Annotated in this window: 1 protein-coding gene; it reads left to right on the top strand. The window is 75.1% G+C overall.

Annotated elements, in window-relative coordinates; translation table 11 throughout:
- Window positions 1-295: 295 nt before the first annotated feature.
- A partial coding sequence (locus IE94_RS40185) for a hypothetical protein (protein WP_157849458.1) occupies window positions 296-481 on the top strand: 186 nt, incomplete at its 3' end.

Here is a 481-nt window from a genome sequence, read left to right as displayed (position 1 = left end):
CGGCCACTCCGCGGGCGTGGACGGTAGCGGCCAGCGGAACGCAGAACGCGACGGTGCAGCGGACGCAACGACCGCTCCAGCACGTCGCGCCGACGAGTCGGGTGACGTCCGGTCAAAGACGCCGTCGGCCGGCGCGCGGCCTGAGGACCAGCCGGCCACCGGGTCCGTCGCGACCGTCCCGGGTCCGGCCGGCGCCCGCCCGGCCGGCGACGCCACCGCCACGGACGGCACGGCGGCGCACGCCGTACCGACCACGCCCGGGACCTCCCGCACCGACCCCACCGTGCCGGGCCCCGTGACCGCCTTCACCACACAGGACTTCAAGGGCTCCGCAAGGCCCGTGGGCCGCGTGGAGCGCGAGCAGAGCACCGCCCCGGATCCCGACATGGACATGGACATGGACGGACTTGCCGAGTCGCCGTCCCTGGCCTCCGAAAAGGACATGGCCGCCCCTGTCCCGATACCCACCCTGTCCCGGTCC

This window comes from Streptomyces violaceorubidus, assembly GCF_000717995.1.
Lineage (GTDB): Bacteria > Actinomycetota > Actinomycetes > Streptomycetales > Streptomycetaceae > Streptomyces > Streptomyces violaceorubidus.
Note: the sequence above shows the minus strand (reverse complement) of the source record. Positions and strands in the feature narration are given on the sequence as shown.